Source organism: Streptomyces sp. NPDC004609 (assembly GCF_042873655.1).
Taxonomy (GTDB): Bacteria; Actinomycetota; Actinomycetes; order Streptomycetales; family Streptomycetaceae; genus Streptomyces.
On record NZ_JBIALS010000045.1, the window covers coordinates 1 to 26229 of the forward strand.

Sequence of the window (26229 nt, forward strand, 5' to 3'; positions counted from 1 at the left end):
CACCCGCCCACGCCACGGCCCCCGCGCAGGCCATCGACTGCCCGGACGGCTACGTGTGCATCTACCCGGACATCAACTTCCAGGGCCAGCCCTGGGTGAGGCGAGCGTCCGACGGGAGCGTGAGGGACCTGCCCTCCCAGATCCGCGACCGCGGCAGCTCCATCAGGAACAACAGCAACAAGACAGCCCGCGTCTACGAGAAGCGCAACCACTCCGGGCGGTGGGTGTGCGTCACCCGCAGCGGCGGCTCCATCCACGACCTCCAGTCCTACAACCTCAACGACCAGACCCGCAGCTTGCGAATCAACAGCAACGACTGCGGCTGAAACACCGATTCCCACCCCCGCCGCGCCTTCCCAGCCCTTCGCCGGGCCAGCCGCAGCCCATGCCCGTGAAGACGCGCTGCCCCGGCAGCGGGGGCGGGTTCACACCGAATCCCAGCCTCCGGCACTACGGGGCTTGGCGGCCGGCTCCTCAGGGACCGGACCGGTCCGGTAGGGGGGCGTCCCAGTACACGGTCTCCATTCGGATCGGGCGGCGCCGCGGCGGACGGGCAGTCCATGCCCCGGCTGCTCCACCGTAGTGCCGCTCGTCGGAGGTCCGTCAGACAGACGCTGCGCTCACCGCAGCACTTCACCGGTCCGCCGGCGGGAGGGCCCGGCGGGCGGGACGCCGTGGCCGTCGGCCGTCCAGGCCGCCTTCTCCCAGACCGGCTCGGTGCCATCCGCGATGCAAGGGCCCTTCAGGGTGAGGGCTGCTCCGTTGCGACGGATGGTCGGCCTCGCCGCACCCTGCACGGACGGCCCCTTCGATCCGCTCGGGTTTCTGTCCCACAGTCGTTCCGACCCGGGCTGGGGACACTCCGGCGAGGGTATCGAGGATGGTGCAGGCACGGCACGGAACCCCAGAGGTGCAGGGTGGTGCAAACAGGGCCTGGCTCACAGGAGGCGGCGCACGGCCTTGATGATCGACCGGCGGCGGTCGCCGGTGCTCTCGGCCTCGGTCGTGGAGGTGGGTATGCCGGTGGGGTTGCTCGGGTTCCATGCGAGGGCGAGGCTCAGAACGAGGGTGAGCAACGCGGTGGGCGTGAAGCCGGCGCCGATGCCATCCTTCTTCTGCACCGCGGCGAGCGCCTCCAGCTTGGCGTCGCGCGTCGGCGCCGCAACTGCCGGGTCCCGGTCGTGGCTGTCGCCGCGCTCCATGCGGTGCCAGGTGGCGAGCCTGATGACTTCGGGGTGCTGCTGGCAGTAGTCGAAGAGCCGTCCCGCGTACCCGGGGAGGTCGTCGGGAGTGAAGGGAACAGTGTTCAGGCCGTGGGTGACATGGGCGTCGAAGACTGTGTCGAAGAGCTGGTCCTTGCTGCAGAAGTAGACGTAGATGAGATTCTTGTTGGCCGCCGCCGCCCTGGCGATCCGGTCCACCCGGGCTCCGGCGATGCCATGCGCGGCGAACTCGTCGGTGGCGGCCTGGAGGATGCGGGCCTTGGTTGCGTCGGATCGGGACATGCGAGCCATCGTAACGGGGACTAACCAGTTAGACACACTCCCGTGGAGACGCCTGTGCACCGACCGGTCATCCGATCCCGAAGGCGTCGAAGGCGGCGTCCGACGCGACCAGCAGGACCGTGCACCACAGGGTGACCCCGGCCATCAGCCAGCGGATCAGCCGCCAGCGGGGGATGCCCAACGCGGCGCCGAGCAGGGACGAGCCCCAGGTGCCGAAGAGTGCGGGCGCGACGATGCCGAAGCCCACCACGCCGTACCGTTCGAAGACGCGACGCGCCCGCCGCCCCGCGGTGCTGGAGAGCCGGTCGCCCGCGGGTGACCCGACGGCAGCCGCACCGTCCGAGGGTGCACTGCCGACGGATGGGCCCGCCGAACCAGCCCGTATCTCGGACGACTTCCGGCGGGCCCGCCAGGACTGCCAGCGCAACCGCGCGCGTTCCATGGCGAACACCGCGAACACCACGCAGCAGGCAGCACCAAGCAGCACCGCGAACAGCGCGACCGGACCGGGCAGGGAGAGGGAGAGGCCCACGGTGACCGCCGGGGTCCCGACCGCAAAGCCGGCGAGCAGGGTCCATACGAATCTCACCATGCGGATTCCCTTCAGCTGCATCGTTCGCATCGCTGGGCCGTAGCGTCGACAGGCTAATTGACTAACCAGTTACTCTATTGTCATGGCTCATACTGACACGGCCCTCGGCGAGTTGGCGGCCGGCAAGTACCTGCTCCTCACCACCTTCCGTCGGGACGGCAGGGCGGTCCCCACCCCGGTCTGGGTGATGCTCGACGGCCGGACACTGGCCGTGTGGAGCGCGGCGGACGCCGGGAAGGTGAAACGGATCCGTAACGGTGGCCGAGTGACGGTCGGCCCCTGCGACTGGCGGGGCAAGCCGCTCGGTGCCTCGACGCCCGGCTTCGCCGAAGTGCTGGCGCCGGAGACGAGCGCACACTTTGCCGACCTGATGAAGCGCAAGTACGGACTGGCCGCCCGAGTCGGACTGCTCGGCAGCAGGCTGAGCGGCGGCTCCGGGCGCGCGGTGGGCATCCGCATCCGGCTGGACGAGTGACCGGGCGGCCGGGCAGCCAGGTGACCGGCAGTCGTGGTCTGGCCCTCGACCCAGTTGACTAACTGGTTACTTATTCTGCAGTGTGGCCGTGGAACCGGCCCCGCATCCCCTCTGGAGTTTGTAACATGGCGTCAGCTTTCGACGTGCCGACCGGACTTCCCGACAATCAGGCGTCTGCGGGCCCCGGGTCCTCGCCGCGCCGCTGGTGGGTGCTGGCCGTCATCGGCCTCGCACAGCTAATGATCATGCTCGATGCCACCATCGTGAACATCGCGCTTCCCTCCGTGCAGGCGGACATCGGCTTCTCCGACAACGACCGCCAGTGGATCGTCACCGCCTATGCGCTCACCTTCGGCAGCCTGCTGCTGATCGGCGGGCGCATCGCCGACCTGTTCGGCCGCAAGGGAGCCTTCCTCGCCGGACTCGTCGGCTTCGCCGTCGCGTCCGTCGTCGGCGGCGCGGCCACCAGCTTCGAAGTCCTGGTCGCCGCTCGGGCGTTGCAGGGCCTCTTCAGCGCTCTACTGGCGCCCGCCGCACTCGCACTGCTGACCACGACGTTCACCGACGCCAAGGAGCGGGCCCGGGCGTTCGCGATCTTCGGGGCCATCGCGGGCGCCGGCGGCGCGCTGGGCAACCTCCTGGGCGGTGTGCTCACCGAGTACCTCGACTGGCGCTGGACCCTCTACATCAACGTCGGCCTCGCCGCCGCCGCCCTCGTCGGCGGCGCGCTGCTGTTGCAGCAGCAGCGCCAGACCGAACGCCCCAAGCTCGACCTGCCGGGCGCCGCCCTCGTCACGCTCGGCCTCTTCGCCCTGGTGTACGGCTTCTCCAACGCCGAGTCCAAGGGCTGGAGTTCGCCCGCCACCTGGGGCTTCCTGGTGGGCGGGGTCGTACTGCTCGCCTGCTTCGTACGCCGGCAGGCGGTGACCGGGAGCCCGCTGCTGCCACTGCGCATCCTCATCGACCGGGACCGCGGCGCCTCGCTTGTCGCCCTGCTCATCACCACGGGCGGCATGTACGCGGTCGCACTCTTCCTCGCGTACTACATGCAGCAGACCCTGCAGTACACACCCATCGAGACCGGCCTGTCGTTCCTGCCGATCCCGGTCTCCCTGGTGGCCGCGTCCGGCATCGCGACCGGGGTGCTCATGCCGCGCTACGGGCCGCGCGTCGTCGTACCGCTGGGCATGCTGCTGCTCACCGCGGGCATGGTCTGGTTCACCGCACTGGAGCTCGACAGCAGCTACGCGGGCGGGATCCTGCCGCCGCTGCTGGTCCTCGGCTTCGGCCTCGGGCTCATCTACGCCCCGGCCATCGACCTCGCCACCTACCGGGTCGCCGAGGACGACGCGGGAGTAGCGTCCGCTGCCGTCAACACCACCCAGCAGGTGGGCGGTTCGCTCGGAATCGCCGTGCTCAACACCCTCGCGGCCGGCGCTGCCGCCGCCTACCTGAGCGACCACGGGACCACCCCCACGGCCCTCGCGGAGGCCGGGCTGCACAGCTACTCCACGGCCTACTGGTGGGCCGCCGGGTTCACCGCGGTGGGATTCGTCCTGACGCTCATCCTCTACCGGCCGGGAGCCCGGACCCCCGACCCGGATGCCCCGAAGGCCGTAGAGCTGTAAGCCCCTTTACCGCCCGCAGTGCGCCGTCCCGGCGAGCTCCGCCGAACGGCCTGGGCCTGGCTCAGGCGGCGGGCACGACCTCGGGGTTCTGCCGGTCTGCCTCGGCGCCGATCTCGGCGAGCAGCTCCTCCAGGCGCTGCTTCGCGCGGGGCAGTCGGCGCGGGTTGGCCTGCCAGAGGCGAGCGGCGAAGACGTCCCACACCGGCTTTGTGAGTTCGACCAGGAGTTCCGCCTTCCTGTCGTCCTGCCGCTCCGACAACATCACGGCGCGGGCATGCAGGACGTACTGGCCGATCACGGTGCGGAGGATCTCGGTGGGCCAGCTCAGCCCGTAGATCTCGACGTTGTCGACCATCCACTCCGTCGCCTCGTCGAGCTGCTTCACCCACCGGGCCCGCTCCGCCTCCATCCGCTCGCGCATCACCGGTGTCCACCCCGGGTCTTCAAACGTGGCCGCGGAAACCTCCCGTAGCCGACTGCCGACCGTCATCACTCGGAGCATCGACGCCAGGAACCGGTCCCGAGACTGGTGGACCTCCCCGATCCGTCGCTTGCGTGCTTCCAGACGGGGCGTCACCAAGAACCCCGTCAGGACCGCTGCCACCACGGCGGTGACCAATGCGATGAGTACGGTCTCCACCACGCCAGGACCCCCACCGTTCATCCGGCTCACGCCCTTCCTTCTACCAGGGCGCCGCTGTGGCGCACCGTACGGCGGCAGTCTGCCAGCGAAAGCGCGGTGTCGGGGCGCCAGCGGCCATCGCCGACCCGGCCGTTGCCCAGGAGCCGACGGTCGTACCGCAGCGGTTTCGTGGCAATGGGTTCGACCCATTCGCCGTCGGCGGCCGCTGGGCGGCACCGGTGGCGATCTCGTCTGGCCACCCAGCCGGTCACGTCCAGGAGCCGGCGGTCCAGCGGTCCGTTCAGTCGGGGTACTGGAGGAAGGCAGTCTGCACCCGAAGCAGGTGGGTGTCGGGGTGGGTTTCCTCGTAGCGGTCCAGGACCTTCTGATAGCGGCCGGCCTCGAAGTCCCGGCAGGCCTGCTCGTCTTCGTCCATGCCGCAGGCCATGGCGAGTTTCGCGCCCTCGCTCAAGGCTTCCTGCTTGGTGGCGTACACCCACACGTCCAGCCGCCCGCTGCCGCTGTAGCCGCGGTGCGCCAGCGTCCACACCGCCGGATCCCGCGTGGTTTCCACCCGCCCGTCCGGCCGGTGGAGCCGTGAGGAGACCTGCTGCTTGATGAACCCGGAAGTGTCGGCCACCCCGGCACCGTACTGCCCGCGCCGCAAACGAGCGGTCGGTACCACGCGAAACCACCCGTCCCAGGAGCCCGGCGCACAGCCGAGCGAAGGCTACCGAGCCATGTGCCCTGGGCCGGTGGGCCCTGGCGGAAAGCGCAATTTCAGGATCTCCGCCCAGGGGTGCGGGACGACGACGCCGGGGCCCCGACCTGCACCTGGGCCAGTTCGGTCGACTTTTCGGTGAGCGCGACCCATTCGTATGCCTCCAGCCCGGAGCGTTCCGAGCCGAATTGGTGGCCCTCGGCTCTGGTCCAGATCAACGGTGGCCAGCCGTTCTTCATGATGATGTCGCGCAGGACAGTCGCCGAATGGATCCTCTGGCGCCCGGAAACCCTCACCAAGTCCGAGCAGCTCCAGCTCATTTCAGGCGGTAGACCAGGAGTGCGAGGCCGGCGGCGGCTGCGCGGTGCTGGTAGGCGCGCAGTCCGGGGGCGCCAGCGGGCCCAGGCTTGCGGGCGTTGCGGTGCCAGTGGCCGGTCAGTGCGGCGAGGAACGCGGTGGTGGTGTCGGGGCTGCTGGCGGTGGCGGGGTGGTCGCTGAGCAGGCGGGCGATGTCTGCGGGCGCGTGTCCGGCGAGGATGAGTTGCGGTGCGAGGGAGGCGGCGTCGATACAGGTCGGGCCGGTGGTGGCGTGTGCCCAGTCCACGAAGGTCACGCCGCGTTCGTGGTCGCGGACCATGTTGTCGGCCCGTAGGTCGCCGTGGACGATGCGGTTGCCGTGGGCGAGGGCGGGCCAGGCGGCTTCCAGTTCGGCGAACTGCGGCAGGTGGGCGCGGGCGGCGGGGGCGAGGTTTACCGGGGGGTTGGAGAGAAGTTCGTCCCAGCCGTGCAAGGCCGCCGCCGTGGACTGGGCGGTGCTCACCGCCGCAGCGTACAAGGCCGGGGCGGGGCTGGAGGTGAGCTTGTCCAGGAGGGCCCAGGTCTGCCCGGCGTCACCAGAGGCCGGGGAGAGGTCGGGGTGCGGCCCGTCCAGGTGGGCGATGACGACGGCTGTCCAGTCGGCAGCGCGATGGTTGCCCAGCAGGTCCGGGGCCGGGGCGCCGGGCGGCAGCGCGTCCAGGACGGCGGCCTCGTGGACGTTGGCGGTGGTGAGCGGGTCGTCGTCGGGGGCCGCCTTGACGAAGACCCGTCGGCCGCCTTCCAGGGTGAGTGCGGCGGCGAGCTGGTGGCCGAAGCCGCCGCTGGGGGTGACCGTGTCGGTGACGGGTGCACCGAGGGCGTCTTCGAGGCGGGCGCGCAGCGATGTGGGGAGGTCGGTCCATTGCAGACGGCTGCTGGTGGGCGGTACAGGCATCGGGGCAGCTTTCAGAGGTCCGGGAACGGTGATGGGTGACAGGGTGCGCGCCGAGCCGGACCGCGAGTCGGGGCTGAGGAGCGGGGATCCGCTGTCTCAGTGCTCCAGCTCGACGCCGGGTGCTCGTCGCCGCATCACGCGCATTGCCTGTGTCCTCTGGGTGCAGAAGGTGGGGGAACCCGGCATGGGTTCCCCTCCACTGTAGTGGGGCTGCTGGGTCACGCGCTGTCGATTAGTGGCAGGTGGGGGTCTGACCGGGATACGGGTCAAAGGGGCAACAGGATAATCTTGAACGACTGACGGACCTACTGCGGTGCCGAGATCGCTGCGGCGTGTTCGTCGTGCTCGCGCAGCATCCTCATCACGGTCGCGGGGGAAGGGTGCTGCCCCTTCTTCGGTCCGGTGGTGATGACGAGCCGCTTCGCGATGTCGCGCAGGCTCATCTCCTGCTCGCGCAGGTGCAGGGCCATGGACAGCATGGACTCGTCGGTGCCCCCGGCGCCGCCGATGGTCTTGCCGCGCTTTCGGGCGGACTCGTGGCCTTCGAGGGTGCGGTCGCGGATGTACTCGCGCTCCATCCCGGACATCGCGGCGAGCACGGTGAACACGATCCCGGAGGGGTCGTGTGAGCCCTTCAGCTCGCCGGTAAGGAACTCCAGGCCGACGTCACTCGCCTTCAGTTCCTCGGCGAGCATGGCGAGTTCGATGTGGGGTCGTCCCGGTTGAGGTCGTAAGCCCGGTCGATCCTTGCGTGCGCGGCGAACAGCCCCTCGTGGAAGCCGTCGAACTGCACCTGGGACGTGTCCGCAGCCTGTTGGGCTCCCCGCAGTTCCCAGGCGTGTCTGACCGCGGCTTCCGCCCGGACGACGGCCGCGTCCGGGTCGTCGGGCCGGGCCGGTGACTGGGCGCTTCGTGGAGCATGGGTGGAGCTGATCGCCGCCGCCGATCAGCTGGAGTTCGGGCGGCGGCAGCGGCGATCGCTCGTGGTGGGTGTCAGCGGACGGTGGTGGCCGCAGCCCGCTCGATCAGGCGGCTGACGGCGCCCGGGTGGGAGAGCGTGACAGCGTGGGAGGACTTGACCTCGACGGTGTGGGCGTGGGCGCGCTGGGCCATGAAGCGCTGCTCGGCGGGCACAATGGCCTTGTCCTGGGTGGTGATCAGGGTCCAGGACGGAATGGTCTTCCAGGCGGCCTCTGTGGACTCGTCACCGAAGACCGAGGCGGCGACCGGGCGCTGGCCAGCGGCCGCCAGGTCGGTGAGTGACGTGGGTACATCGCTGGCGAACACGTGGTGGAACTTGTCGGCCTTCACGTACAGGTCGGTGCCGGTGTCGCCGCCGGGCAGCGGGAAGGGCACGGCGTTGAGAGCCGAGCCCAGTTCGGCGCCAGGGAACTTCTCGTTCAACTCCGTCGCGCTCTCACCCTTGTCCGGCGCGAAGGCGGCTATGTAGACCAGTGCCTTGACGTCCGGGTCTCCCGCGGCGGCCTGACTGATCACCGAGCCGCCGTAGGAGTGGCCTGCCAGCACGATCGGCCCCTTGATGCTGTCCAGGAGGCTGCGGAGGTAGGCCGAGTCGTTCGCCAGGCCACGCAGCGGGTTGGCCGCCGCCACGACCGGATAGCCGTCGTGCTGCAGGCGCTTGATCACAGGGTTCCAGCTGGATGCGTCCACGAAGGCGCCGTGCACCAGTACGACTGTGGGTTTCTTCACCGGCTGATGCGCGCCCTTGGCCGCGTTGGCCGGGGCGGCAGCCGTGAGTGCGATCGCTGCGACGCCTGCGGCGGCGGCCAGTACAGCGGTGTTCTTGTGGGTGGGTCGGAAGACGGTCTTGATGTTCATGGGTGTGCTCCTCGAAATATCGCGGGTTGGGGCGCTGGTATCGCCCTGGGCCGGCGATTGCGTGTCAGGCCCGCCCAGGGCGACATCATCATAAGATGACCGGTCATATTAAACAAGCAAGGGAGACTCCCCTGAAAGATCAACACGTCATCGAGACAAACGCGGTGGCTGGCCCACTGCAACCACCGCGAGAACGGTGTATGGGTCGGGCAGCACAATAACTGCAGACCCGCTTCAGACAGCTGCTCGGAAAGGACGGCCGCCTTGCCCGTGGCCAACGCCCGCGCGACGGCGTAGGGCGCGTCCAGGTCGCTATGGCCGGGTAGCGCGAAGCAGGAGGGCGAGCCACAGCCGATCAACGCAACGTGGAGCCGGGCGGCGCTCCTCGTTCAGCAGGCAGACCGCTCCCGCAACCGCACTGCCTCGCGGCCGGCACACACAGAACCGCCGCGAGATCCGTGGCCCGGATCCGCGGCGAATCGCCTCGGGGGCGGAGCTCTCCGGCTGGGCTTGCAGGAGGTGGGGGGACAAGCCGGCCGCGCCCCTCACCGAGCTCGCCTAACGCGGCATCGCGATCATGGCCGGGCCCGCGCCGGTGGTCTGGCCGGAGCACGGTGTGGACGTTTGCACGCCGGGCTGGGGGGCCCGGCGCGCCCGGAGCACGCCGGGCATCAGGATGATGTATGCGCGGCGGCGTCTGGGCGGGATGCCGAACCAGGCCACGACCATGGACCACGTCATCGTGGCTGCGCGGTACTGCGTCGTGACCCTGGTCCGTGCTCAGGCCTGGCCTGGCCTCGGCCGGCGAGGGCTGCCTGTGGATCCTGGGACACGGCGGTGCCTCCTCGGCATCGTCCGGAAACCTTCATGGGGCCGGCCTGGACGCCCGCACCCCGGCGGCACAGGCGGTCCGGGGGCGCCCGCTGTTGCTCTCCGACGGCCGTTCGACGGCGGGCGGCAGCGACGGGCCCGACGGCAAGCCGCAAGCCGAGGCGTACCTGCAGGGCACCACGCCGTGGCCGTGCTCGACCGGATCGGGGGACCGCTCCCCCAGCTCGATACGGAACTGTTCGCCGCCTGCCGCATCGTCGCCCGCTGCACGGCCGATGTGGCGCTGGCCGGCCACCCTGAGCCGCTGGATGCTACGGCCCGACGGAAGCATCAGCTCCCTGGAGGCAACCGCCAACCTGCCCCTCGGCGTCACGACGCAGCGCGCCTACCAGTGGCGTGAGCACACCCTGGAGCCCGGGTCCGTCCTGATGCTGTACTCCAGCGGCCGGGCCGCTCCGGCAACGCGGCCGACGATGGGCCCGTGGCTCAGCGCAGGACGACGCCGAAGACGACGGTGAAGAAGGCCTCGAAGGATTTCGCCGACTTGTCGGAGCGCGCCGAGATGAGCGCTCCTTCCCAGGCGCTGAGGACGAACCGCGCGATGGTGTCGGGCTCCAGGGCCTTGCTGACTTCGCCAGCCTGCTGGGCCTCGGCGATCGTCCCGCTCAAGGCGTCGCACCAGTACTGCAGGCTGTCCCGGACGGCCGTGCGGACGACCTCGCTGTGGTCGGCGATCTCGGTGGCCAGATCGCCGATGAGACAGCCCCGGCTGAACCCGTAGCCGAGATTCTCGTCGCGCATCGCTTCGAAGTGCCGGCGCAGCCGGGCCAGCGGCGGCACGCTCGTGTCGCCGAGGTCCGCCAGCCCGCGGGTGGCCCCGTACCGCTCCAGAGCGATGACGGCCAGGGCTTCCTTGCTCTCGAAGTGGTTGTAGAAGGACCCTTTGGGGGCACCGGCGGCGGCGGTGATGTCCTTCACCCCGGCGGCGGTGAAACCGAACGTGTGGAACTGCTCAACCGCCGCTTTGATGATGTCTTCGCGCAGACTGGGCCTGGCCATTCTAGCTCCTCAAGTAATACGGCCAACCGTCTTACTGTACCCTCCAGGGCCTTCCTCATTCTAGGAGGCCTCGCGCCGCGCCCCTGGGCGGGGCCAGGTCGAGCACCCGGGCCGGTTCGGCGGCATGCCGCCGACGGCAAGGGCTCGCAGACCGGCTGGAGCAGGGGTCCCGTGCGGTCGCGGGGAGGAGGAGGGGCTCTCTATCGCTGCCGGCGGATCCACCGATCGAGTCGGCGGCGTCGGCCCCGGGAGGCGAGGGGCCCGTTCGCCGGGGGCAGGCCGTTGACAGATTTAAGATGGGCGGTCATATTGAATTTGTTCGGTTTTTCGAAGGAGGAGCTATGCAGAACGGAAACGGTGTGCTCCGGCGCACCATGCTGGGTGGGGCCCTGGCCGGTGCGGCAGGGGGAGTCGGGCTGACCGGGACCGCTTCGGCGGCGGAACGGGCAGCGGGGGCCGGGGGCGGCTCGCCCAAGGCCATTCAGCCTCGCTACCGGACGATCGACGGACTGTCCGTCCGCTACGCGGACAGCGGCCCGGCGGGCAAGGGCGGCAGGGCGGCACTGCTGCTGTCCCCCTGGCCGGAAAGCCTGTTCGCCTTCGACCAGATGTGGTCCCGCCTGGCCAGGAACACCCGCCTGATCGCGATCGACCTCCCCGGCTTCGGCCACTCCGAACGCCGGGAAACCCTGCTGACGCCCAAGGCGATGGGCGACTTCGTCATCAAGACCGCCGACGCGTTCGGTCTGAAGAACCCGCATGCCGTTGGACCCGACATCGGCACCGGAGCCCTGCTGTTCGCCGCCGCCAACCACCCCGGCCGACTGCGCAGCATCGTCATCGGCAGCGGCGGCGCCTCGTACCCCATCGAGCTCGGCACCGTGCTCCGCGACTGGGTGTTCACCCCCGACGTCACCCCCTACCGGGGCATCGGACGCCAGATCGTCAACGGTGCACTGGACACCATCGAGAACCACACCCTGCCCGCCGACATCCGGGAGGACTACGTGTCGGCCTACGAAGGCGACAAGTTCGTCGAGTCCATGGCCTACGCCCGGTCCTACCACACCAACCTGCCCGCCCTCGGTGAACTTTTGCCCGGCATCAAGACACCGGTGCAGATCATCGCCGGCCGCCACGACACCGCCGTCCCCCCGGCCAACGCCGAGTACCTCCGCAAGCGCCTGCCGCACAGCAGGCTCGACTATCTCGACGTCGGCCACTTCACCTGGGAAGAAGACGCCACCGGCTACGCCACTCTTGTCACCGACTGGTGGAACGGCGGACACACCAAGGTGTAATCCGGGACAGGGACACTCCCCCGACACCAGGGGGTATCCCTTTCCGTCCCGGCGGGCCCACCGGACCAGACTGTCAAGCACCCTGTGACGGAGCCGTGCAAGGCCCGGCAGGCGGCCCGCCGCGCCACCACGACGCCTCGACGGCCAGCCGGCGGGGGGGTGCTGACGCTCACGCCCCGCCGTCGCGCCCGCCGCACCACAGCAAAATCACCGGGGCTCTGTACCCATTCACTCGAATTTCCGAAGGACCATGTCCATGAAGGTGACCGCAGCGGTTGCGACCGGCAAGGGAAATCCTCTCGCGATCAAGGAACTGGATCTCCAGGAACCCGGACCGGGAGAAGTCCAGGTGAGGATGGTGGCCAGCGGTATCTGCCACACCGACGCCGTGGTCCGGAACGAGGTCTACCCCACCCCCATGCCCGTAGTGCTCGGCCACGAGGGGGCCGGGGTGGTCGAGAAGGTGGGACCGGGCGTCACCACGGTGGAGTCCGGCGACCATGTCCTGCTCAGCTTCTACACATGCGGAACCTGTGATTCGTGCGCGATGGGGCATCCCGCCTACTGCACGCAGTTCTTCGGACTCAACTTCTCCGGCCGCCGCGCGGATGGGACCACGGCGTTCTCCGACGACGGAGAGCAGGTCGGTTCCCACATCTTCGGCCAGTCGTCCTTCTCCTCGGTCAGCAACGTCGTCGAGCGCAGCGTCGTCAAGATTCCGCCGACGGTGCCGCTCAAGCTGCTCGCGCCGCTGGGATGCAGTGTGCAGACCGGCGCAGGAGCCGTCCTCAACGTTCTGGACGCCGAAGCCGGCAGCAGCCTCGTCGTCTTCGGAGCCGGCGCGGTGGGGATGTCCGCCCTCCTTGCGGCCCGGGTGGCGAACTGCTCGACCATCATCGCCGTGGACATCGTCGACAGCCGACTGGACCTGGCGGGGGAGCTCGGTGCCACCCACGTCATCAACAGCCGCATGGAGAACGCCGCGGCACGCATCAAGGAAACAACCGGCCGTGGCGTTGACTACGCCGTCGACACGACCGGAAACCGGGAGATCTTCCGGTCCATGCTGGACTCGCTCGGTTCCCGTGGCCACGCTGCTCTGGTGGGTCTGGCCGCGCCGGGCACCGAAGCGGCGATCGACATCGGCAGCACCATCCTCACGGGCGCCAAGATCAGCATGGTCATCGAGGGAGACGTGGTCCCGCACACGTTCATCCCGCGCCTCATCTCCCTTTACCAGGACGGCCGGTTCCCGTTCGACAAGTTCATCAAGGCGTACCCCTTCACGGACATCAACACGGCCTTCGAGGACAGCGAGAACGGCACCACCATCAAGCCCGTCGTCGTCTTCTGAACCCGCCCAGAAAACCATGCCCAACGTTGAGGAGGGCCGGAGCATGACCGACACAGCGCAGCCGGACGCCACCAACGACGCCCTGACCTACGACTCCTTGTACATCGACGGAGAGTGGCGCAGGCCCGCCTCCTCGCAGGCGATCTCCGTGACGTCCGCCAGCACGGGGCGGGCCATCGGACGCGTCCCGGTCAGCACCTTCGAGGATGCCGATACGGCCGTCGCCGCCGCACGCCGTGCGTTCGCTGATCCCACCGGCTGGGCCAACTGGCAGCCGGCGGAGCGCGCCCGCGCCCTGCAGCGGCTGGCCGACCAACTGGACGCCCGCAAGGAAGAGATGGCCCGGCGGGTCAGCAGCCAGAACGGCATGCCGTACTCGGTCTCCATCGACTTCGAGGCCGCAGTGCCGGCGGGGGTGCTGCGGTACTACGCGACACTGCTGGAGCAGATACCCACCGAGGAACGCCGTCCCGGCGTCCTGGGCGGAACCTCCCTGGTCCACCGCACTCCGCTGGGCGTGGTCGCCGCGATCGTGCCCTGGAACTTCCCGCAGACCCTGACCTTCTTCAAACTGGCTCCGGCACTGGCCGCCGGCAACACCGTGGTGGTCAAGCCGGCCTCGGAAACCCAGCTGGACTTCGCCCTGCTCGCGGAAGCAGTGGATGCGGCAGGCGTCCCGCCCGGCGTGATCAACATCCTCACCGGTGGCGACAGCCTGGGGGCGTACCTGGTCGGCCATCCCGGCGTCGACAAGATCTCCTTCACCGGCTCCACCGCCGTGGGCCGGGAGATCGCGGGGCGTGCGGGGCAGCTTCTGCGTCCCGTGACTTTGGAACTGGGCGGGAAGTCGGCCGCACTCATCCTCGACGACGCGGACCTCGCGTCGAACGCCGAGGCACTCTTCACCGCCTCACTGCTCAACAACGGACAGACCTGCTTCGCCAGCACCCGCATCCTGGCACCCCGACGCCGCTACGCCGAAGTCGTCGACTTCTACAAGACGCTCGCCGAAGGCTCCGTCGTGGGCGACGCACTCGACCCGGCCACCCAGATCGGCCCGATGGTCAGCGCTGCACACCGCGCCACCGTCGAGTCCTACATCGAACGCGGCATCGCCGACGGCGCGACACTCGTGACAGGCGGCCGGCGACCCGACATCGACCACGGCTGGTTCGTCGAGCCCACCATCTTCGCCGACGTCGACAACGCCTCGGTCATCGCCCAGGAGGAGATCTTCGGCCCGGTCCTGTCGATCATCGCCTACGAAGGCGACGACGAGGCGATCCGGATCGCCAACGACTCCCAGTTCGGCCTCGGCGGAACCGTCTGGTCAACCGACCCCGAACGCGCGGAGCGTGTCGCCAAGCAGGTACAGACCGGCACCGTCGGCATCAACCACTACCTGCCGGACTTCGGCGCGCCCTACGGCGGGGTGAAGGCCAGCGGCATAGGACGTGAGCTGGGACCCGAAGGCCTCACCCACTACCAACACCTCCACACCATCTACCTCTGACCACCTCGACGAGGACGTACCCGACATCCATGACGAGGACGCCGAACCGCACAGTTCGGGCCCGGGGCCGGGCATGGAGCAGAGTCCGTCTCTCGTGTGTTCAGACGGCGTTCGGACGGCATTCGGTGGTTGACAGCGCCCCGGTCGTCCACCAAGGAGGAATCCATGAACACCACAACCCAGAACAAGAGCACCGACCTGAAGCTAGAGGTCGTCGTCATCCCGGTCACCGACGTGGACCGATCCAGAAAGTTCTACTTGGACCTGGGCTGGCGCCTCGACGCCGATTCGCCTTCGGCAACGGCTTCCGGGTCGTGCAGTTCACGCCCCCGGGCTCACCCGCGTCGATCCAGTTCGGCACCGACATCACCAGCGCGGCGCCGGGCTCGGCCGAGAGCATGTATCTGGTCGTCTCCGACATCGACGCGGCCCGCGACGAACTCGCCGCCAAAGGTGTCGAGATCAGCGAGACGTTCCACCCCGAGGCCCCGGGATCGCAGTTCCAGCCGACGGGCAGCGAGGGACGTGCGGATGGTGCGGACCGGGAGCGGGCAAGCTACGGCTCCTTCGCCCGGTTCAGCGACCCGGACGGCAACAGCTACCTGCTCCAGGAAGTCACGACCCGACTTCCCGGCCGCATCGATTCCACAGCGACGTCGTACGCGTCCGTCAACGACCTGCTCGAGGCACTCAAGCGCGTCGCGGTCGCCCACAGCGAGCACGAGGCCCGCAACGGCGGCGAGTACGACAACGAGTGGCCGGTCTGGTACGCGGCCTACATGGTCGCCGAGCAGCACGGCAGCGAACTGCCCCGATGACGCTGATCAGCGACGTTTGCGTCACGGCGGCGGTCTCGGGCCGCCAGTCGGCGCGGGCAGCGCGAGCCACATCGCACAAAACGGCCGACATGAGTACGACCATCCAAATGGCACAGGAGGAACCGACATGAGCACATACGCCACCATCAAGACGCAGACCGTCAAGGCCGCGGACGGCGTTACCTACGCATACCGCAGCCTCGGCAGCGACGCCGACGCCCGGCCGCTGGTGCTGCTGCAGCACTTCCGCGGCAACCTGGACAACTGGGACCCCGCCCTGGTGGACGCCCTTGCACGGGGAAGGCGAGTCATCACCTTTGACAACCGGGGCGTCGGCGCCACCTCGGGCAGCACCCCGCACACCGTCGCCGCCATGGCCGAGGGCGCCGTGGAGTTCATCACGGCACTCGGCCTGACACGAGTCGACCTGCTGGGCTTCTCCCTGGGCAGCTTCGTCGCCCAGGAGATCGCACTCCTCCGCCCCAGCCTGGTGAACCGGATCGTGCTGGCTTCCTCGGCGCCTCAGGGTGCCCCGGGCATGCACGGGTGGGCGCCGGAGGTCATTGAGGCGGTCGGGGGGAAGGTCCCCTCTCCCGAGGGCTACGTGAGCATCTTCTTCACCTCCGCGGAGGTCGGCCAGACCGTTGCGGGTCGCGTCTTCGGCAGCCGTACCGAGGGCCACGACGTCCAGACGACCTGGGCGACCCGGCTGGCGCAGTACGACGCGGTCATGCACTGGGGCATCCCGAACCACGCTCAGCTGGAGCGTCTGCAGGGCATCACCCAACCGGTGTACGTCGCGAACGGAGACAGCGACCCGATGATCCTGCCGCGCTACTCCCACCTGCTGGCAGGCCTGCTGCCCAACGCCGAGGTCAAGATCTACCCTGACGCGGCCCACGGCTTCCTCTTCCAGCACCACGAGGAATTCGCCGCAGACGTGGCCACCTTCCTGGACAAGTAGTTCCCGTGCCGGCATGGGGCCGAGGGCGGGGGCGGCTCCCCCGTCCTCACGGCTTCACAAAGCCGCATCTGAGCTGAACCGCGTTCGGCACGGCCGATCTCAAATTCGGCACCCGCACCCTAGGCGGCTCGCTCACCGCCACCTCGATCGAGAACGACGTCCCGCTGCACTGATCAGCCCTCCACGCGTCGACTCCCCTTGGAAGACTTCCTATGCCTCCCCATCTCACCACCGTCCAGGCAACACAGAGCGACGCACCAGCACCCGTGAGGACGAAGAGTCCCCGGCCCGGGTTCATGGTCGTCAGCCTCGGGCAGCTCGGGCTGTTCATCAACATCACCCAGACCACCTCCACGCTCGCCTCCGTTCAAGCCGCGCTCAACACCACTGGATCCCAGCTGGTCTGGATCGCCAGCATCAACGCGATGATGATCGCCAGCTTCGTCCTGGCCGCCGGCACACTCGGTGACATCCTGGGCCGCCGCCGTGTCTTCGCCGCCGGCGCCTTCCTGCTCGGACTGGGCAGTCTCCTGGTCTTCCTGGCCCCCTCAGCGGCGGTCGTCATCACCGGCCAGGCCATCATGGGCCTGGGCGGAGCCGCCATCCTGCCCACCAGCCTGGCAATCGTCACCAGCACCTTCAAGGATCCCCACGCACGCACCACCGCCGTAGGCATCTGGGTCGCCGTCTCCGGCCTCGGCCTCGCCCTCGGCCCGATCCTCGCCGGCGCGGTCCTGCTGTACTTCTCCTGGCACGCCGTTTTCCTCGTCAACGTCGTGCTGGCGGTGCTGATCCTGGTGCTTACGCCCCGCTACGTCGCCGAGAGCCGGCAGCACGGAAGGCACCTGGACCCGCCCGGTCTCGCCCTGACCGTTCTCGCCATCGCCTTGCTCAACTTCGCCGTCATCGACGGCGGGTACGAGGGATTCGGCGCCCCGAAGGTGCTGTGGTCCTTCGCGGGGTTCGCCGTGGTGCTCGTCGCCTTCCTCGTCGTCGAAACCCGCACCCGCACGCCGATGCTCCACCTGAGGCTCTTCCGCAACCCCTCGTTCACCGCGGCCAATCTGGTCGCGCTGGTCGCCCAGTACGCGTTCTTGGCCGTCGCCATCGCCCAGGTCCTGTACTTCCAGCGCGTCCGCCACGAATCCATCCTTCAGACCGGCCTGATCACCTTGCCGGTCACCGGTGCCTATCTGCTGGTCAGCGCGGTGGCCGGGCATGTGGTCCGCAGGCTCGGTTTCAAGGCCACCCTCGCCCTCGGCTCCCTGACGGCAAGCGCCGGAACCCTGCTGATGCTCACCCAGACCGCCCACACCTCCGCAGTCTGGATCGGGGGGTATCTGGCGGTCTTCGGAGCGGGCGCGGGCCTGGTCCTCCCACCGAGCACGGCGGCCGCGGTCGTCAGCGCCCCCGCGGCCGAGGCAGGCATGGCCAGCAGCACCGTCAACCTCTTCCGGCAGATCGGCAGCACCCTCGGCGCCAGCGTCACCGGGACGATCGTCACCAGTGGACTGATCAACCGGCTGCCGGACCAGCTCACCCGACACGGAGTTCCGTCCGAAGCCACACGGGACATAACCGACGGCATCGCATCCGGCGCCCCGGTCGACGCCGTCCCAGCCGGGATCCGGGACAACGTCTCGGCCGCCTTCGCGGACGCCTTCACCGCCTCCCTCCACCTGGCCGTCCTGATCCCAGCCGCCGGAACCCTCCTCGCCGCACTGGCCGCTGTGCTTTTCGTACACAAACGCACCCAGCTCCACTGAGTACACCCGTATCCGCATCCGCAGAGGAACTCCCATGGACATCGAAGCAAGGACCCCGGAGAACACCGCGTTCGTCCTGGTCGACTACGTCACCGGCTACGCCAACCTCATCCGGACCCAGCCCATCACCGACAACGTCACCGGAGCCGTCGCCCTGGCCCGGATGGCGCTCGGGTACGGGGCGCCGCTGGTGGTGACACTCGGCCCCGAGCGGGACCCGCGCGGCACGCTCTACCCCGAACTTGCCCGGGAGATCGGCGACCTGCCGCTGGTCCACCGGGCCGGCACCTTCGACGCCTTCGGCCACCCCGGATTCGAGGAAGCGATCAAGGCGACAGGCGTCCGTCATCTGGTGATCGCCGGGCTGACCACCGAAGGCTGTGTGCTGCGCACCTCGGTGGGTGCCCTGCGGCGAGGCCTCGGCGTCACGGTCGTCGTCGACGCCTGCGCCGGATCCACCCAGGTCGCCCACGACACCGCCCTGGGCCGCCTCACCCAGCTCGGCGTGTCCTTCACCACCTGGCTCTCCCTGGCCGCCGAACTCCAGGTCACCTACGACAACGAGAAGACCGTCGGCGTCTTCCGCTCGGTCCAGGCCCTGGACCCGTCCTACGCCATGAACACCGAGCAGCTCACCAACGCCCTGCGCCTGGGCGCGGGTGAGTGACGCCTCGCCACGAGCGGGAGGTCAGGCACTGACCTTTCGGACTTCGACTTCGCCGGGGACCAGGGGGCGCCCGTTGTGGGCAGGTTGCCACGGGCTGGCCGTCGCGCTCGTCGACGGCTTCGAGCCACCCCTCGTCCGCGCCTAACCAGTTGCCCTCCCCCCACTGTCGCAGCGCGACGAGCAGGCGTCACGCAGGCTCTCCACGACACGCCGACGCCAGTTCGACACGCCGACAAGGATCACGCAAAGGGTGGGGAGATCACCCGAGCAGGTTTGGCCACCTGAAGAGCGACACCTGGGGAGGTTCCAGGCTGTGGCGGATATTTCGTGATGACCATGGTGGTTGGGCACATGAGCTCGGGTGGGAAGCGAGGCTCACCGTGCGGGTCGTCAGAGACGAGCGCGTTCCAACGGGTCGCGTCGCGGGCTCGCGGTTGACCGACCCCGGCCCGATCTCCCGCGAGCCGACCGCGGATGGCTACAGGTCCGTGTTTGGTCAGGCCGGACTGAGTCCGGCGGCCCGAAGCAGCGAGTCGCGTTCGTCCTGGAGCAGCGGCTCGCCTTCCGGAAGTTGATCGTCGGCCAGCAGCCGGCGCACCCATACCGCGTTGGCCTCGAACGCCTTGCGACACAGGGCCCGCTCAGGGTGTTCTTCTTCACGGCCGTTGATGGCCAGATCCCGCGGGTTACCGGGGTCGACCGGCTCCGACAGGGCCGCGGCCACCAGTATGAGATCGAAGTGCTTGCCCCGATGGGGCACTTCGGGGTCGGCCGCCAGACGGAGCAGGTACGGCACGATCGCCGGCATCGCGGCGCTGATGTGCATCGGTCCTGCCATCACCAGCCAGCTCAGCGTCTGTCCGGCAACCTCGGCGGCATCGGGGTCGACCAGGCCGTTCAACAGTGCCGGGACCCCGTCCACACAACCAGGCAGCTCCGACCAGATGACCTCCTCGCACCCTGCCAGTGCGGGATGTGAGGAGGGATCCACCGCTAGGTGTGGATGCGCCACCACCAGATCTGCCATCGCGGCCGCTATCGCCGCCCGGCTCACTGTGCACACACCACGGCTCCCGTCCGCTGCCCCACCCGTAGCCCTTGAGCCCGGCCGCCCGACCTCGGTCCGGGGCCGGTTACGCCACCTTGCGCCTGATCAATCCATGTTTCCCGGTCCGTGGATATGTGCCGCGTTCGCATGGCCAGGTCGGCGCTCTTTTCGTCCGGAACCGTTTCCGCGTCGACATCAACTACCTCGCCGTGCTCGCTGCCCTCGGCTCTGATGAGACGCTTTTCAAAGCGGCTGTGGTGGGTTTCGTGACGGTCACGGCGGCTGAGCAAGGACGAGCGTTCGCAAGAGAGCGAAGGAAGCTCGACCGTATGACCGCCGTTTGATCAGCTTGATCCGCGTGACCTGGCCTTCGACGGCGCCGGCTGACCACTGGTCCCCGATCCACGGGTCGCCACCCGGACCGACCTGGTCGTCCGCGACTTCCAGCCCGACCCCACGGCCCTCGACACACGCGGGTGCGGCGACATCACATACATCCCGACCGAGGAAGGATGGCTCTACCTGGCCACCGTCATCGACATCGCCTCCCGCCGCGTCGACGGCCGCCCCGGCGACTTCATAGGTGACCGCCCTGTCAACTCCGTCATCCAACCCGCTGGCCGTCCCACAACACACTACTCTGATCAGGAGTGTTGCTACGACTGGTTGAACCCAAGCAGTACACCAGCCGTGAATTCGCCACCCTGGCAACGGAGTTCAACATCCGGCTCTCGGTCGGCCGCACCGGGCAGTGCTGGGACAACGCCCTCGCGGAGTCGTTCTTCGCCACCTTGAAGAACGAGCTGATCGACACCCGCCCCTGGCCCAGCCGGGCCGCCGCCCGCACCGCGATATTCGAGTGGATCGAGAGCTGGTACAACTTGCGGAGGCTCCACAGCAGCCTTGGCTACCGCACACCCGCAGACTACGAGGCCACCCTCGCAGCCTGACCACCACACCGATGGTGTCCGTCAAAGCGGAACAAGCTCAGTACGGCTACTCATGCGCCGCGCGATGCAGGCGCCTACCGTCACACGCATGATCCAGAGCCCTGCGCGTAGAGCCCGGACCTCCGGGCGGTCCATTCTGTATGCCGTCACAGGGCTCGTGATGGTGGCGCTGCTGGTCGCTGCCGTGGTGGCGGGAAACGTCGTGTGGAATGGCGCGCCGTATCCTTCGGCCGCCCCCGACGCGGTCGCGCAACGGCTCAAGGCCCGGTCCGACGAGGTGCACGACGACTTCGCGCTGCCCGAGAAGTACGCCGCAAGCTCGGGCAGGGTCGATACCGGCGCCTGTTACTACCGTGGGCTGAAGGGCATCGCCCACATTGATGAGGCGCGAAGCGACGTCCGCAGCTTCGGCCTCGATTGGAGCGTGCCCGGCGTCCCCGAAGCCACCGCCCGAGAGGCGCAGCGGCGCGTGCGCCATCGACTGGTGCAGAAGGGTTGGAATCTCACCCACGAAGGCGACCGTACAGGTGCAACCTTCCGCGAACTGGGCTTCCGATTCGAAAATCCGGTGGACGGTGAACAGGTCGACGTACAGTGGAACGACTCGACCACGACTCTGTTCATCAGCGTCTACGCCCCCTGTGGGCAGGTTCCCGCCGAGTTCGTGGAGTACGACTGGTCTGAGGCGGACTGGCACCCGAAAGAGCAATCCGCTGGGCTTTGAAGGGGGCTTTTCGCCCTTGAGGACGGGAAGCGACTCGTCACTCGGCTGGATTCGTTGGCCCAGCGGTTGACTTCATTGTTAAGGGACAGGGAGCTGGGGCCCCGCGTCGTTGTACAAAGATGACGACGGGCCGTGCCACCGCACGTACGGTGCACGGCCCAGTCAGGCTCATCGGCCGGTGAGCGCGGTGAGGAGTCTCGTATTGGCGTCTACGTTGTGCCCGAGCGTGATTCCGTATCGCGGGAGCGTGGAGAGGTATTGGGCGAGCTCGTCGCGCTGGGACCGGATGTGGTCGGATTCAGCGGGAATGAGGCCGAACACGTCCGGGTAGCGGTCTTCCGTTCCCGCGGTGAAGAAGTCGTCGGCGGTCAGTTCCCGGCCGTCGTCGAGCACGGCCGGGATTCCGTCTGCTTCCACCGCAGGCGCACCCGTTCCTCGGTGTCTTCGGACAGGACGAAGTCGCGGAAGAACGGTGCGACGGAACGGACCGTGCGCACGATCTTCCGGTAGACCGTCGGGTGCTCCTCCCGCAGGCGGAGCAGGAAGGCCGCCAGGTTCCGGGCGTCAGGGTGCAGGGCCTCCGAATCGGAGGTGTAGCCGGCCTGTTTCACCGGTGCGTTGGGGGTCGTGTCGTGGAAGTGGTAGACGCGGCAGCCCCGCAGCATCTCCAGCGTGTGCCGTGCGACGCCGCCCATTGCGAGCGTTCCTCCGGCGGCGGTCTCGGTAAGCTTCGACTCACGGTGCCCCTGGCCGAGGGACTCGGTCCACGGCTGCTCGAAGCGCCTGGTGTCGTGGAACTCCAGCGTCTCGCGCTTGAAGATCAGCTCCCCCTGGGCGGCGGGTACCAGCACGGCCTCGTAGACGTTGCTCCGATGGTTTTCGCCTGCTTCCAGCCGCAGTCTGATCCGGGCGGTTCCCTTCGCTCCGTCGTGGAGCATGGCCTCCGCTCCGCCGCGCAGTCCGACCTCCATCCGCAGTTCCCCGTCGGCGATGCGTCCGAGCAGTTCGACCGCTTCGATGAAGTTGCTCTTGCCCGCGCCGTTGGGGCCGACGAGCAGGGTGACCGGCCCGAGGTCGAGCCCTGCCTCTCTGATCGACTTGTACCCGCTGACGGTGATCCGCCGAACCCTGCGTGCCATGCCCCCAACCTATCCGGAAAGGCACCCGGAGCCCGCCTGGGCGGCCTGCCCGGGCCGGGTGCCCACCCTCCGGCAGCGGCAGAGGCCGCCTGCACGGGGTCATGGCCGTGCCGGGGCGGGAGCCATGACCCCGTGCAGCAGCAGGAAGGGCCGGGGCCTGGCGTTGCCGCACGATCTTCACTGGCCCTCGGCTGTGCGTGGCGGTCGTCGCCTGCCCTCACCCTCAGCGGGGGATCATCAGGAGGGCTGCCGGCCCTGCTCGACCCATTCCCGCACGGAGCACGCAGTCCTCATGCGCGCCGCCGTGGCCGCTTTCTCCGACGCGTCGAGCGTCTCCGCCAGCCCCTGGAAACGGGCGGGCAGGACATCGAGCAGGCTCAGCACCTCCTCGCCGGTCCGGACCGTGAGCAATAGTTCGCACCGCCACTGCGGTGACACCTGCGGCCGGTGGCCGAGCCGGTGCTCCAGCGCCGGGAACAGATAGTGCACCGCCGAGACCGCCGCGTGCTCCCGCAGCCAGCCGACCGAAAGCCGCTGGCTGAAACCCAACCGAGCCGCTTCCTTCTCCAGGAACATGAGCCGCTCGGTGTCAATGGCCCGGATCGTCCGCGGCAGCACTCCAGTCATGCCGCGATCCTGTCACCAGACGACGACGGGGCAACTTCACGTGGACTTCTCCGGGCTCGCCCCGGGAGAGCGCAGGGGCCCGTGGTGCCGGTGGGCGCGCCGGGTGGTTCTCCTGCGACAGGAGGGGAGTCCTGGGATTTCAGCTCTCCACACGACTCGGTGCGCCTGGGGCACAGCCGTCGGGGCACGGGCGGGCGACGGCCAAGGTCCCTGCCGGCACCGGCCGTTGAGACGGCTCGTCCTGCCGGACAGGCTGCGGTTACGATCCAGCCCCTGACCGAGCGCAGAAGCGGCCGGCCGCCCCCGGCCGTGCTGTGCCCGGCTCGTCCCGCAGATTCAGTTCAGAGCGAAGGAACAGCGCCTGTGAGTGATACCGGCTCCGGCGGGCCGCGGGTACGGCCCGTGCGTCCCGGCGACCCCGCCCGGGTGGGCCCCTACCGGATCGTCGACCGCCTCGGGACGGGCGGCATGGGCACCGTCTACGCCGCCCTGGCCCCTGACGGGCAGCGGACCGCGGTGAAGGTGATCCACCCTGCGCAGGCCGAGGACCCCGAGTTCCGCGCCCGCTTCCGCCGCGAAGTCCAGCTCTCCGCCCGAGTGCAGGGCCCGTGCCTGATCCCGCTCGTCGCGGCCGATCCCGACGCCGACGCCCCGTGGCTGGCCACCGCCTACGCCCCCGGCCCCACCCTCGACCGGCACCTCGCGGCCCACGGGCCGCTCACCGCAGGCACCCTGTACGCGTTCGCAGCCGGCACCGCCCAGGCCCTGGCCGCCATCCACGCAGCGGGGGTCGTCCACCGGGACGTCAAACCGCAGAACGTGATCCTGTCCCCCGCCGGACCCCGCATGCTGGACTTCGGCATCGCCCACGCCGCCGACGGAACCAGCGTCACCCGCACCGGCATCATGACCGGCACCCCCGGCTGGATCAGCCCCGAGCACTACCGCACCGGCACCACCGGACCCGAAGGCGACATGTTCGCCTGGGGCGCCCTCGTCGCCCACGCCGCCACCGGCCGACACCCCTTCGGCACCGGAGCCCCCGACGTCATCGCCTTCCGCATCATGTCCCAGCCCGCCGACCTGGAAGGCATACCCGAAGGTCTGCGGGAGATCGTGGAGAAGGCCCTCACCAAGAACCCCTCCGACCGGATATCCGCCGTCCCGGCGGCGGACGCATGCTCACTGCTACTGGCCTCCGAGGCCACTCAGGTCCTCAGTGACGTCAGTAGAGGGCCGGAAACCACCCATCTCGGCGAACTGGGCACAGCCCAATGGGACATCCCCGCCCCGGACGACCCCGCCTGGCCTGCCCCGCGTCCCTCCTCTCGAAGACGCACCGTCACAGCTGTCCTCATCATTGCCGCCGTCGTCGGTGGTGTCGTGGGCGGAACGCTGGCGTTCCCCACCAGCAGCGCCAGCAGCACGGGCGACACCACAGCAAAGGCGGTCACCAGCCCGGGCAGCACAGCCCAGCACACCGGCCCCGCCCGCCCAAGCAGTGGTACGACCCAGCAGCGTGAGGACCCTCGCACGGTCATCGTTCCGGCGGACCCGCTGGCCGGGGTGTCCAGGCCCGCTTACAAGCGCACCGACCCCTTGTCCCGGTCCCAGCCGATCCCCGATGACTGGCGGGCGAGCACAGCCGCAAGAAACCAGGGGGAGAAGGACACGCAAGAGGCCATCCAAGACCATATGAAGTCCGTACTCGCCACCAAGGGCATGGACTTCATGAAGCCCGTCATCACGTTCAACAGGCGGAAGCAAACGGTGATGGTGACGGGCGGCCCGGTCTCCACCCTGACCGACGACTACAAGGAAGTGTTCCGCAGAGCAGGGGAGATGGGCGCCTGTACCATCCTCGCGCACCGGCTCCAGGACCACCCCACTACCTGGCCCTACGGTCGCTACTACATCTATTGGAAGGACTTCGACGGCCAGACCGAAGCAACTCCTCTCGGCTACGGGCAGGCCACCGGTGGATGCTTCAACGAGATTGGTGGGCAGTGGCGGGGCAGCGAGCCCGGTATGGCGACCGCTGGGCATCCCAGCACCGACAGGGACGAGATTCGTGTCGCTGGCGACAGCCAAGGCCATTTCCGCGGCTTGGAACACGCGGGTCGCCGAAGGTCACGGCCTCGTCCCCTTCGAGGAAGACGATGCGATCAACCTCGGCTTCGATCCCGTCGAGAAGGCCGCGTACGTGTGGGCACTGGACGGCTACAACGCTCTTTCCGGCCGTGCGCAGCAAGCCCATTTCCAGGAGGTCGTCTCCAGGACTGTCTGCAGGAAGCTGATCGCCGAGTACAACAGCAACAAGAACTGGGCCTACACTCGCTGGTCCGTTTCCGCCTACCAGGGAAACAGCGGACACCCCGAACTCATAGCCTCAGGTACGTGTACCCCGTCGGCCGAGCGGCCGTGACGAAGGCCCGTGCCTGCCGACAGACAGCTGCGGCGGCCGATGAGTCACGCGGCCAGCGGCCCTCACTATTGCAGGCGCAGCCACGCCTCATCGCCGCCGATGCCAGTTGTGGCCAGTCACAGTCTTCGAAGGCACCCGGGGCGCTTCTCGCGCCGTCGTCAACCTTCGGTTCGCGCATCGGATGTGGCGCCGACCTCCGCGAAGCGCGCGGATTCGTGAATTCCTGGACTGGCGAAGCGTCAAACCTGCCCTGCGGAGGCCGTAGAAGGCAGTGTCCTCGATCCACGCGAAGTGGGCGTCCGGTGCTGTGCGGAGTCCCGAACCGAAGCCCGGAGCCGCAAGGAATGGCGCTATGCACAGTACGCGATAGCCGTCGTCGGCGGCGAAGGAGATGAAGACTTTCTGCGCT

The 26229-nt window shown here is 68.8% G+C and carries 28 protein-coding genes and 1 pseudogene; 16 read left to right on the forward strand and 13 right to left on the reverse strand.

Annotated elements, in window-relative coordinates; all coding sequences use genetic code 11:
• Positions 1–326: peptidase inhibitor family I36 protein (locus ACFYT4_RS31510; RefSeq protein WP_389276704.1), on the forward strand; the 326-nt coding region annotated here is incomplete at its 5' end.
• A 612-nt stretch (positions 327–938) separates the two neighbouring features.
• Here ACFYT4_RS31510 and ACFYT4_RS31515 read toward each other — a convergent pair.
• Together ACFYT4_RS31515 and ACFYT4_RS31520 are read right to left on the reverse strand one after the other, a co-directional pair.
• Positions 939–1505, reverse strand: coding sequence for a TetR family transcriptional regulator (locus ACFYT4_RS31515; protein ID WP_389276707.1), 567 nt, complete (start codon positions 1503–1505; stop codon positions 939–941).
• A gap of 67 nt (positions 1506–1572) precedes the next feature.
• A complete protein-coding gene (locus ACFYT4_RS31520; protein ID WP_389276710.1) occupies positions 1573–2097 on the reverse strand; it encodes a hypothetical protein in 525 nt (174 codons plus the stop codon).
• Positions 2098–2179: 82 nt separating this feature from the next.
• On the opposite strand from ACFYT4_RS31520, the gene ACFYT4_RS31525 reads away from it, so the two are divergent.
• Together ACFYT4_RS31525 and ACFYT4_RS31530 are read left to right on the forward strand one after the other, a co-directional pair.
• The gene (locus tag ACFYT4_RS31525; protein ID WP_389276713.1) at positions 2180–2572 is read left to right on the forward strand and encodes a PPOX class F420-dependent oxidoreductase; all 393 of its coding nucleotides are present in this window, start codon (positions 2180–2182) and stop codon (positions 2570–2572) included.
• 125 nt (positions 2573–2697) lie between these two features.
• Complete coding sequence (locus ACFYT4_RS31530) at positions 2698–4200, forward strand: MFS transporter (protein WP_389276716.1); 1503 nt, start codon at positions 2698–2700, stop codon at positions 4198–4200.
• Positions 4201–4261: 61 nt separating this feature from the next.
• On the opposite strand, the gene ACFYT4_RS31535 is transcribed toward ACFYT4_RS31530, so the two are convergent.
• The 6 genes from ACFYT4_RS31535 to ACFYT4_RS31560 form a co-directional block, all read right to left on the reverse strand.
• Positions 4262–4690, reverse strand: a complete 429-nt coding sequence (locus tag ACFYT4_RS31535; protein WP_389276719.1) for a hypothetical protein — start codon at positions 4688–4690, stop codon at positions 4262–4264.
• 433 nt (positions 4691–5123) lie between these two features.
• A complete protein-coding gene (locus tag ACFYT4_RS31540; RefSeq protein ID WP_389276722.1) occupies positions 5124–5462 on the reverse strand; it encodes a hypothetical protein in 339 nt (112 codons plus the stop codon).
• 140 nt (positions 5463–5602) lie between these two features.
• Positions 5603–5761, reverse strand: coding sequence for a hypothetical protein (locus tag ACFYT4_RS31545; RefSeq protein ID WP_389276725.1), 159 nt, complete (start codon positions 5759–5761; stop codon positions 5603–5605).
• Between the two features lie 98 nt (positions 5762–5859).
• Entirely contained in the window at positions 5860–6795 is a 936-nt protein-coding gene (locus ACFYT4_RS31550) for a phosphotransferase family protein (protein WP_389276728.1), read from the reverse strand.
• Positions 6796–7100: 305 nt separating this feature from the next.
• Entirely contained in the window at positions 7101–7811 is a 711-nt protein-coding gene (locus ACFYT4_RS31555) for a recombinase family protein (protein ID WP_389276881.1), read from the reverse strand.
• Positions 7789–8634 carry an alpha/beta fold hydrolase gene (locus ACFYT4_RS31560; protein ID WP_389276731.1) on the reverse strand — a complete coding sequence of 282 codons (846 nt, stop codon included), beginning with the start codon at positions 8632–8634 and terminating at the stop codon, positions 7789–7791. Before ACFYT4_RS31560 ends, ACFYT4_RS31555 begins: the two co-directional genes overlap by 23 nt.
• A 1139-nt stretch (positions 8635–9773) precedes the next feature.
• On the opposite strand from ACFYT4_RS31560, the gene ACFYT4_RS31565 reads away from it, so the two are divergent.
• Positions 9774–9983, forward strand: coding sequence for a SpoIIE family protein phosphatase (locus tag ACFYT4_RS31565; RefSeq protein ID WP_389276734.1), 210 nt, complete (start codon positions 9774–9776; stop codon positions 9981–9983).
• Here ACFYT4_RS31565 and ACFYT4_RS31570 read toward each other — a convergent pair.
• Entirely contained in the window at positions 9952–10524 is a 573-nt protein-coding gene (locus tag ACFYT4_RS31570) for a TetR family transcriptional regulator C-terminal domain-containing protein (protein WP_389276737.1), read from the reverse strand. The genes ACFYT4_RS31565 and ACFYT4_RS31570 overlap by 32 nt on opposite strands.
• A 341-nt stretch (positions 10525–10865) precedes the next feature.
• On the opposite strand from ACFYT4_RS31570, the gene ACFYT4_RS31575 reads away from it, so the two are divergent.
• The 8 genes and pseudogenes from ACFYT4_RS31575 (at position 10866) to ACFYT4_RS31610 (ending at position 18907) form a co-directional block, all read left to right on the forward strand.
• Entirely contained in the window at positions 10866–11825 is a 960-nt protein-coding gene (locus ACFYT4_RS31575; RefSeq protein WP_389276740.1) for an alpha/beta fold hydrolase, read from the forward strand.
• A gap of 256 nt (positions 11826–12081) precedes the next feature.
• A complete protein-coding gene (locus tag ACFYT4_RS31580; protein WP_389276742.1) occupies positions 12082–13179 on the forward strand; it encodes an NAD(P)-dependent alcohol dehydrogenase in 1098 nt (365 codons plus the stop codon).
• 43 nt (positions 13180–13222) lie between these two features.
• Entirely contained in the window at positions 13223–14692 is a 1470-nt protein-coding gene (locus ACFYT4_RS31585) for an aldehyde dehydrogenase (RefSeq protein ID WP_389276745.1), read from the forward strand.
• 165 nt (positions 14693–14857) lie between these two features.
• Positions 14858–14947, forward strand: a pseudogene (locus ACFYT4_RS31590) (glyoxalase); the annotation flags it as partial.
• Between the two features lie 59 nt (positions 14948–15006).
• Positions 15007–15510 carry a VOC family protein gene (locus ACFYT4_RS31595; RefSeq protein ID WP_389276889.1) on the forward strand — a complete coding sequence of 168 codons (504 nt, stop codon included), beginning with the start codon at positions 15007–15009 and terminating at the stop codon, positions 15508–15510.
• 127 nt (positions 15511–15637) lie between these two features.
• The gene (locus ACFYT4_RS31600) at positions 15638–16474 is read left to right on the forward strand and encodes an alpha/beta fold hydrolase (RefSeq protein WP_389276883.1); all 837 of its coding nucleotides are present in this window, start codon (positions 15638–15640) and stop codon (positions 16472–16474) included.
• A 266-nt stretch (positions 16475–16740) separates the two neighbouring features.
• Positions 16741–18240, forward strand: a complete 1500-nt coding sequence (locus tag ACFYT4_RS31605) for an MFS transporter (protein ID WP_389276748.1) — start codon at positions 16741–16743, stop codon at positions 18238–18240.
• 34 nt (positions 18241–18274) lie between these two features.
• Entirely contained in the window at positions 18275–18907 is a 633-nt protein-coding gene (locus ACFYT4_RS31610) for an isochorismatase family protein (RefSeq protein ID WP_389276751.1), read from the forward strand.
• 496 nt (positions 18908–19403) lie between these two features.
• Here ACFYT4_RS31610 and ACFYT4_RS31615 read toward each other — a convergent pair whose 3' ends face one another.
• Positions 19404–19934, reverse strand: a complete 531-nt coding sequence (locus tag ACFYT4_RS31615) for a hypothetical protein (protein ID WP_389276754.1) — start codon at positions 19932–19934, stop codon at positions 19404–19406.
• Positions 19935–20050: 116 nt separating this feature from the next.
• Here ACFYT4_RS31615 and ACFYT4_RS31620 point away from each other — a divergent pair, with 116 nt between their 5' ends.
• The 3 genes from ACFYT4_RS31620 (at position 20051) to ACFYT4_RS31630 (ending at position 21629) form a co-directional block, all read left to right on the forward strand.
• Positions 20051–20299 (forward strand): hypothetical protein, encoded by a 249-nt coding sequence (locus ACFYT4_RS31620; RefSeq protein ID WP_389276755.1) that lies wholly within the window; start codon positions 20051–20053, stop codon positions 20297–20299.
• A gap of 309 nt (positions 20300–20608) precedes the next feature.
• Complete coding sequence (locus ACFYT4_RS31625) at positions 20609–20905, forward strand: integrase core domain-containing protein (protein ID WP_389276758.1); 297 nt, start codon at positions 20609–20611, stop codon at positions 20903–20905.
• Positions 20906–20993: 88 nt separating this feature from the next.
• Complete coding sequence (locus ACFYT4_RS31630; RefSeq protein WP_389276761.1) at positions 20994–21629, forward strand: hypothetical protein; 636 nt, start codon at positions 20994–20996, stop codon at positions 21627–21629.
• Positions 21630–21797: 168 nt separating this feature from the next.
• Here the strand turns inward: ACFYT4_RS31630 and ACFYT4_RS31635 are convergent, their stop codons facing one another.
• The 3 genes from ACFYT4_RS31635 to ACFYT4_RS31645 all read right to left on the reverse strand — a co-directional run bounded on the left by ACFYT4_RS31635 (position 21798) and on the right by ACFYT4_RS31645 (position 23395).
• A complete protein-coding gene (locus ACFYT4_RS31635) occupies positions 21798–22022 on the reverse strand; it encodes a hypothetical protein (RefSeq protein WP_389276764.1) in 225 nt (74 codons plus the stop codon).
• Positions 21998–22768 carry an AAA family ATPase gene (locus tag ACFYT4_RS31640; RefSeq protein WP_389276767.1) on the reverse strand — a complete coding sequence of 257 codons (771 nt, stop codon included), beginning with the start codon at positions 22766–22768 and terminating at the stop codon, positions 21998–22000. Before ACFYT4_RS31640 ends, ACFYT4_RS31635 begins: the two co-directional genes overlap by 25 nt.
• A gap of 237 nt (positions 22769–23005) precedes the next feature.
• Entirely contained in the window at positions 23006–23395 is a 390-nt protein-coding gene (locus ACFYT4_RS31645; protein ID WP_389276770.1) for a hypothetical protein, read from the reverse strand.
• Positions 23396–23863: 468 nt separating this feature from the next.
• On the opposite strand from ACFYT4_RS31645, the gene ACFYT4_RS31650 reads away from it, so the two are divergent.
• A complete protein-coding gene (locus ACFYT4_RS31650; RefSeq protein WP_389276773.1) occupies positions 23864–26215 on the forward strand; it encodes a serine/threonine-protein kinase in 2352 nt (783 codons plus the stop codon).
• Positions 26216–26229 lie beyond the last annotated feature (14 nt).

What these genes read in the sequence shown, in the direction of transcription:
- ACFYT4_RS31515 (WP_389276707.1), bottom strand. Translation starts at nt 1,505, where the DNA reads ATGTCCCGATCCGACGCAACCAAGGCCCGCATCCTCCAGGCCGCCACC.
- ACFYT4_RS31520 (WP_389276710.1), bottom strand. Translation starts at nt 2,097, where the DNA reads ATGGTGAGATTCGTATGGACCCTGCTCGCCGGCTTTGCGGTCGGGACC.
- ACFYT4_RS31525 (WP_389276713.1), top strand. Translation starts at nt 2,180, where the DNA reads ATGGCTCATACTGACACGGCCCTCGGCGAGTTGGCGGCCGGCAAGTAC.
- ACFYT4_RS31530 (WP_389276716.1), top strand. Translation starts at nt 2,698, where the DNA reads ATGGCGTCAGCTTTCGACGTGCCGACCGGACTTCCCGACAATCAGGCG.
- ACFYT4_RS31535 (WP_389276719.1), bottom strand. Translation starts at nt 4,690, where the DNA reads ATGACGGTCGGCAGTCGGCTACGGGAGGTTTCCGCGGCCACGTTTGAA.
- ACFYT4_RS31550 (WP_389276728.1), bottom strand. Translation starts at nt 6,795, where the DNA reads ATGCCTGTACCGCCCACCAGCAGCCGTCTGCAATGGACCGACCTCCCC.
- ACFYT4_RS31560 (WP_389276731.1), bottom strand. Translation starts at nt 8,634, where the DNA reads ATGAACATCAAGACCGTCTTCCGACCCACCCACAAGAACACCGCTGTA.
- ACFYT4_RS31565 (WP_389276734.1), top strand. Translation starts at nt 9,774, where the DNA reads ATGCTACGGCCCGACGGAAGCATCAGCTCCCTGGAGGCAACCGCCAAC.
- ACFYT4_RS31570 (WP_389276737.1), bottom strand. Translation starts at nt 10,524, where the DNA reads ATGGCCAGGCCCAGTCTGCGCGAAGACATCATCAAAGCGGCGGTTGAG.
- ACFYT4_RS31575 (WP_389276740.1), top strand. Translation starts at nt 10,866, where the DNA reads ATGCAGAACGGAAACGGTGTGCTCCGGCGCACCATGCTGGGTGGGGCC.
- ACFYT4_RS31580 (WP_389276742.1), top strand. Translation starts at nt 12,082, where the DNA reads ATGAAGGTGACCGCAGCGGTTGCGACCGGCAAGGGAAATCCTCTCGCG.
- ACFYT4_RS31585 (WP_389276745.1), top strand. Translation starts at nt 13,223, where the DNA reads ATGACCGACACAGCGCAGCCGGACGCCACCAACGACGCCCTGACCTAC.
- ACFYT4_RS31600 (WP_389276883.1), top strand. Translation starts at nt 15,638, where the DNA reads ATGAGCACATACGCCACCATCAAGACGCAGACCGTCAAGGCCGCGGAC.
- ACFYT4_RS31610 (WP_389276751.1), top strand. Translation starts at nt 18,275, where the DNA reads ATGGACATCGAAGCAAGGACCCCGGAGAACACCGCGTTCGTCCTGGTC.
- ACFYT4_RS31615 (WP_389276754.1), bottom strand. Translation starts at nt 19,934, where the DNA reads ATGGCAGATCTGGTGGTGGCGCATCCACACCTAGCGGTGGATCCCTCC.
- ACFYT4_RS31630 (WP_389276761.1), top strand. Translation starts at nt 20,994, where the DNA reads ATGATCCAGAGCCCTGCGCGTAGAGCCCGGACCTCCGGGCGGTCCATT.
- ACFYT4_RS31640 (WP_389276767.1), bottom strand. Translation starts at nt 22,768, where the DNA reads ATGGCACGCAGGGTTCGGCGGATCACCGTCAGCGGGTACAAGTCGATC.
- ACFYT4_RS31645 (WP_389276770.1), bottom strand. Translation starts at nt 23,395, where the DNA reads ATGACTGGAGTGCTGCCGCGGACGATCCGGGCCATTGACACCGAGCGG.
- ACFYT4_RS31650 (WP_389276773.1), top strand. Translation starts at nt 23,864, where the DNA reads ATGGGCACCGTCTACGCCGCCCTGGCCCCTGACGGGCAGCGGACCGCG.